The 6,615-nt window shown below is 33.3% G+C and carries 3 protein-coding genes and 2 pseudogenes; 2 read left to right on the top strand and 3 right to left on the bottom strand.

The features are described from left to right. Positions 1-1,197: 1,197 nt before the first annotated feature. Positions 1,198-1,385, top strand: a pseudogene (locus tag U860_RS37050) (hypothetical protein). A 256-nt stretch (positions 1,386-1,641) separates the two neighbouring features. Here U860_RS37050 and colA read toward each other — a convergent pair. Beyond that, positions 1,642-4,536 (bottom strand): collagenase ColA, encoded by a 2,895-nt coding sequence (colA, locus tag U860_RS0125655; RefSeq protein ID WP_025150766.1) that lies wholly within the window; start codon positions 4,534-4,536, stop codon positions 1,642-1,644. Between the two features lie 174 nt (positions 4,537-4,710). Then, positions 4,711-4,842, bottom strand: coding sequence for a hypothetical protein (locus tag U860_RS36925; RefSeq protein WP_275887068.1), 132 nt, complete (start codon positions 4,840-4,842; stop codon positions 4,711-4,713). Between the two features lie 459 nt (positions 4,843-5,301). Here U860_RS36925 and U860_RS36070 point away from each other — a divergent pair. Beyond that, positions 5,302-5,590, top strand: a pseudogene (locus U860_RS36070) (DDE-type integrase/transposase/recombinase); the annotation flags it as partial. 84 nt (positions 5,591-5,674) lie between these two features. Here the strand turns inward: U860_RS36070 and U860_RS0125645 are convergent. Then, the gene (locus U860_RS0125645) at positions 5,675-6,526 is read right to left on the bottom strand and encodes a phospholipase C (protein WP_025150765.1); all 852 of its coding nucleotides are present in this window, start codon (positions 6,524-6,526) and stop codon (positions 5,675-5,677) included. Between the last annotated feature and the right edge of the window lie 89 nt (positions 6,527-6,615).

Raw genomic sequence — 6,615 nt, 5'->3', positions numbered from 1 at the left:
TTACATAAATGTTTTTAGAAGTTCTTGAACGAATGGGATTGCTCCACCTATAAACTTTAAAACTGTCATTGCGATTTCCATGTTATTTCCTCCTCTTTTTTGAGTATTAAGATGTGGTGAATCTTTATATTTTCATTATAGTAAGCGCTTACATTTATATCAATGTATTTTTATATGCAATATTGCATATGGGAGGCAACGAAATATCACGTTTTGGCATTAAGACATGTATTGGAAATTAATTATTCCCTAAAACAAAAAAGAACTTGTAGAAGGACTACAAATTCTTTTTTTAGATAGTGCTAATGTTAATAGTTAAAAAATTTGAACAGATATTAAGACCAAATCCATTTATGATCATAATTTTGATTTGAAGTTTTCGATTCTTGAATTTTTATAACTATATTGGGAATGTTGATAATGGTATTTTATAGTGATATGAAAAAAGCGATCATTAATGAATTTAAAATAAAAAGAAGGCCGAACTAGATTGTTTTTTCTGGTTTGGTCTTCTTTTTATTTTATTTTTGGCTTGGATTGTAGGTGAAAAAGAAAGGGGCAGAATCTGAATCCAGATTCTGCCCTATTCCTTAGTTGGTCATTACAGTTAAGATGATTTACTCTCGACAAACATTGTTTTTTGAAATAAAAAACATATAGTTTTTACTTTTTTAGACTACCAAATGATAGTGAGTGTATACAAGACTTTATGCAAGATTGCATGAATAAAGAAATATAGTATCAGAAAAATAATTCAAGTCAAGTTTACAGTGAATGGAGAAGATAATGTTTAGTATATTAAATGAATTGAGGGAGAAATAGTTATGGGGGCTGGGGAAGACTTCCCCAGTGGGTTTGGGCGAAGCCAAAGTTTTTTGTTCTTGCACGGCTTGTCCGTGATCGGCGAAGCCGACGTGTCCCGTAGGGCACACTCTATTGTTGCGTAGTGACAATATAAGAGTGTGTTCTTTAATGGAGTGGTTAATACAATAAGTCATATTTGTTATAAAAAACGTATGTAAAGGTAGATACGGACTTTACATACGTTTTTAGGAAAAATAAAAAGGGAAAAGAATGATAAACGTTCTTTTCCCTTTTTACCTACTGGAACTTTCATGTTCATTAACTTTTCGATACATCGAAAAATGCTGGAGAATTTACCTTTTCCATTATAGCAATAAAACCAGCTTATATCATATGAAATATTGTATGCGAGAATATATTGATATAATATTATACACTCACTATAATAAGAGTATAAAGATTTACAACATCTTAATACTCAAAAAATAGGAGGAAATAACATGGAAATCGCAATGGCAGTTTTAAAGTTTATAGGTGGAGCAATCCCATTAGTTCAAGAACTTTTAAAAGCATTTATGTAAGTTCATTATTCTGAAATTGCAATTATATGTAAAAAATATCATACAAATGATCTGTATATCAAAAATAAATTGATGTGCAGATCATTTGTGTGAGCAAATTTTAAACAAGAAAAAGAATCCCAGAAATCATAAGGGATTCTTTTTTATTTCATTTAATTTTTTCTCGAATATTACATTATTCTTTGTTAAACAGATAAACAAGGAATAGCAAAAGGCTCTTATTCATTACGATTCATCGTTATATAATTAAACGAATTTATTTTACTAATAATGAATATGTTCCCTTTCTATTTTCCTGATCAAAAAATGAAACTAAGTAATACTTCCCAGGTTTCGCTTCAAATTTCCCTTTTATATTATTTCCATCCGCTTGACCCGTAATAACAGGATTTCCCAGATCTGATTCATGATACACATCCCAGTTTATCCCAATTCCCTGTTCATCTATAACAGAAATATCTACTTCTTTTGGAGATGTGACATTGAATGTATGCATATACGCCATATTAGGACGATCCATATTTCCTTTTGAAAGCTTATTAAAACTAATTACCTTTGCATTTTGATAGTTATGACCTGCTGGCTCATCTTTTTTTACGGTAACCGCTGTTTGTCCTCGTCCTATATTTCCTTTATTATCTTTCACTGTTAGCTTTGCAGTATATGTCCCCTCTTTTTCATATACATGAGTAGGGTTTGCTTCTGTACTTGTTGTACCATCCCCAAAATCCCAGAGATAAGAAACAATTTTTCCACCTGTGCTTTCTGTACCATCGCTATGAAACTCAACTTTTTCATTTACTATCTCATTGTAGGGTCCATTCATGTTTACTTTAATCTTCTGTTTTTCTTCTTCTCCCGTTGCAACACCATGGAATACAACATCGTACTCAAATTGATTGTTCGAGTTCACACGATAATTAACAAAATACGCTGTAACTGTTTTGTAGCCGCTCCATTCTTTTTGTGCCAACTGTTCTAAAGATTGATTGATTTTTTTGCTCATCGTTTTCCAATCCTCAGATTCTCCTTTTGTTACACCGCCTGTATATGTCCCTTCTAATGTAAACGTATCAAAAAATTGAGACTTATGCTTTGTAATCGTTGCATCTTTTATTTTTGCTACACCTGTAATATCTTTCTTTACATCAGCTAGTGATTTTGGTGCATGTTCAGTTAAATAATCATCTGATACTTGTGGGGTATTATATGTACCCTGATTATCAATTAACTGCTTCATATAGTCTTGGTATCCTTTATTTAAATTTGGATCCTTACTTAAATCTTCACGATATGCATCATAACCCTTCACATCATTTGCGCGAATTAAATCTTGAATCTTATCGAACGTTTCAAATTGATGAGTATATAAGTAAGACTGCAGTGCAAAAGAATAATTATAAAAGTCCCATTTTTCGTTTCCTTCTCCTTCTCCATATTTCGAAAATAATGTTCGTTCTGCTGTATAGCGTTTCGCAGGATCCGATGATAATCCGCTAATTATGCTTTTGCGTGGAACAACATTATTCGTACGAGTAGATCCCGCAAAAAATTCTGCATTTCCTTCTTCAAACCAAGTCAATCGTTCATTTCGATACATTTCTCCTTGTCCCCATGATCCTGGAACTTCGTATCTTCCCTGTAAATAGTGTGTAAATTCATGACGGAACAATTCTTCCAAACTATAACGACTTTGCTCTGGTGTACGCTCAAATGTAAAGAACGTTCCGATTCCTTCAATATAAATTCCACCATTATTCGTGTCATATCCATATAGTTGGCTATTTCGTTTATATTCATCTGGATTATTATAAATTACCATTGTCAGTACATCATCAGCTTTCCCTGGTTCTAGCGCTCCATCTTTTCCAATTACACGATGATACTGCGCCTTTACTTCTTTAGCAGCCCAATATAATCTCTTAACCTTTTCTTCCGTTACTTTATCTCCTGTTTTAAATACAATAGCACCGTCATCGAATGTATACGTTTTTGGTAAGTACTGCTTTTGCCCTTCTTCACGTAATTTCTTTAAATCTACTGTATTTCCATAATAATCTTTTCCACCATAGTTTGTGGAAATTTGCTCTACCGCATTAAAATAAGCTTCACTTAAACGCGGGTACATGTCCATTGCTTGTGTAAGTACTTCTAAAGGTTTATTTGGATTACTATGGAATTTCCCTAAACGACCAGTATAATAAACACCATTATTAATTAACCATTTATTCTCTGTTGTTACATTTCTCAGAAGAGCCATTCGGCTTATTTCATTTATGAAACTATCAATTTTCCCATACCATATTGTTTCATCCGCTTTTTTACCTGTCGACTGCATATCGTTATCAATCCCTTGTAAGAGATTATACACGGCGTCCCCTTTCTTCTTGTCATTTATATATGTAGAAATATTATCGTTATATTGTTTTAATATATTCGCCGCATATTGAACGGTTTCAGCATCACAAGAAGCGTTGCTAATTAATTTACCGTATGCAAATACCACTGCATCCTGTTTATCTGTACCAAGTTTAAAATTCGGATTTTTTGCAATCTCTTTTAATGCAGGTAAACATTTATCATGGAAACTTCGCTCATTTAAATAGTCTAACTCTTTATTATTAAAGCCTAAATACATGCCGCAATATAATACTTCAACAAACGTCTCAATCCCTTTTGCATCATCTTTTGTAAATGTGCTTCCGCGGCGACCTAATTCATCAATAATAGCCTGTATTCGCTCTTTATTTTGATAAAACGCTTTTGTTTCTTGATTAAATTGACCTAAATCTGAGATTTGACCCCAACTAACATTTGCCAGCGTATCAATTAATTCGTCATTACTCATTTTATTCAGCTCTACCAAAGAATACTTTTGCTGATATTGTTTTGGCGCCGCTTGTTTCACGGCTGGAGCTGGACGTTGTGAAAAATCGTTCACTTTTAAACGTTGTTCATAAGACAATGTTTCGTCTGCTTTTGTAGAATGTGCAAGTTCATCTTTTGAAGTTTCTATCCCAGTTGGTTTCACTTGTAACACATTATAAGGTGTTTTTTCTTCCGCTGATACTTGTGTTTGAATACTTCCAAATGATAAGGCCACTGTACTAATACCGAGCATCATTTGAGTAAATTTTGATTTCTTGTTCATAACATTTCCTCCGTTCATCTAATCCATCCAAAAGAATAACATTTTATCTAGGTAAAACAATGTATCATGCAATATTGCATATCTTTTCATCTTTCTAAGCATGTAGTTTGTATCATTTGGTTAAATCCCCTAATTTTCATTAATTTGATAGTACTAGGAATAGATGGTATATAATTAATACTCGAATGGTAGGTCAGAAATAGTCTGTCCTTTTTCCTCTTCATGACCTTCACAACATAATGCTATACCTGGTATAATTCCCCCTTCCTTTAACGCAAGCGCTATCATTTCTTCTTTATCTTGCATACTTTTCACCTCGCATAATTAATAAAATAACATATTAAGATGGAACGTTTTGTCTAATTATGTCGAAAAAGCGATGTTTAATTTTTTTAACATGGGGTTCAGCCGAGATACATGTAATTTCGGGTCATAGCCTATATTTTATTTCCATTACCAGATTGAAGTGTAACAAAAGGTGTTTTACTAATAATGTTACAAATTATTTTTGATACAGTATTTTGTTACAGCCAGTTCAACGATTAGGATATTTCATATTTTCAAATACAAAACATAATAAAAACGAACGTTTATGTTACAAATATCACTGAAAAACAACATTTAGTAAAAAATGTATTACCATGACCTAGTTTTACACGTATCTCGACTGAACCCCAGGTTGGTACAAGAAGATTCACTTGAAAAGGAATAGAGTGTACTTTTCCCTTATTCTCCCTTTTCGGGGGGATGGGTAAAAACACCCTAAAACATTTTGGAGAACCAACGGTTCTCACTACCCTCAAGGCGCCGGCATTACTTTGCGCATTTAACAAATTAAGAAAACAAGGATTTTATCAAAATACAATCCACTGATCATAGGCATGTAAAGAGACGTTTTGTCAAATCTGCAGGATTTCAAAATCCTCGTCATGCTTCACGTACGATAAAAGGTATTGAAACCATTCATGCCCTATATAAACAAAGGCGAAGTCTTCAAAGAGACACCGCCTTTTCAACGTACAATGAGCTTCAACAATTACTAGCTACTTCCTAAACATTGTTCCTCATTTATCAACCTGTTTATGCTTTTTTCAAACTTTGCAACAGAACCACTTTTGCCATGTATAAGTGTATTTTGTTATTTGTTATTCACGTACGTATCAAACCATAAATGGATATATCCAGCTGTAATACGCTGTGCTTCGATTAAACGTTTTCCCGTTACCGGTGTTACCTCAGCACGCCATTTATCAGCAGAGTCTTGTGATACCGCTGCTTTTAAGAACCAACTTTTCGTATTATCATTAACAATCGATGGGAAATCAGCTTTTGCTGCAGCTGCTGATTCATGAACCCACTCTTCTGGATTTGCACTTTTCCAATTCCAATAGCCATTTCCATCTGTCACTCTATAATTATCTTTCACTGTATCAACGAAGTTTTCATATTTTGAGTGGAAGCCAAATGGATGCGAAATGTTAGTAAAGTTTGCTGCATGCATTGGTTGGTTGACATCCCCTAAATAATGAAGTGATAATCCTAAATAAAAGAATGCATTTTTCATATCTTTATTTTGATAAGCTTCACCAGCTAATTTAAAATACTTTGCTCCCGTTTGCTTTGCTTGTTTAGCAAATGGAATATACGTTTTTTCAGAATCAGGATCATAGAAGTGTGAAGCGAATGTAGAATTATCATAGTATGGGTTTTTATAATCTGCAGAATAAATACCTTCCTCCAAATTAGTACGCCAATCATTTAATAGAGCTGTCTCATTTTGCTTCACCACAGTCGTATTTTGGGACATAATATCAATTGCTCTGTTTACAATCCATAAATGAGAACTTACTCCCTCATTATGTACAGATTCCGCTGACCATTTTAAAGCAATTGGTGGATCTTGGTGAGTATCTTCATGTGCAAATGCCACACTTTGGATAGGAGCCGTTAAAGCAATTACAGAAGCTATAGCTAAAATTTTTCTTTTCATATATATTCCTCCATTTTATAGATAATTTAACTTTCCTTTATAGGGTTTTCTCTTCCCTTACTGTCAGACGCATTACATACTAATAAGTA

Origin of the sequence: Bacillus sp. H1a, assembly GCF_000633475.1 — a bacterium.
Taxonomy (GTDB): domain Bacteria; phylum Bacillota; class Bacilli; order Bacillales; family Bacillaceae_G; genus Bacillus_A; species Bacillus_A paramycoides.
This window is presented reverse-complemented; position numbering and strand designations above follow the sequence as displayed.

What these genes read in the sequence shown, in the direction of transcription:
- colA (WP_025150766.1), bottom strand. Translation starts at nt 4,536, where the DNA reads ATGAACAAGAAATCAAAATTTACTCAAATGATGCTCGGTATTAGTACA.
- U860_RS36925 (WP_275887068.1), bottom strand. Translation starts at nt 4,842, where the DNA reads ATGCAAGATAAAGAAGAAATGATAGCGCTTGCGTTAAAGGAAGGGGGA.
- U860_RS0125645 (WP_025150765.1), bottom strand. Translation starts at nt 6,526, where the DNA reads ATGAAAAGAAAAATTTTAGCTATAGCTTCTGTAATTGCTTTAACGGCT.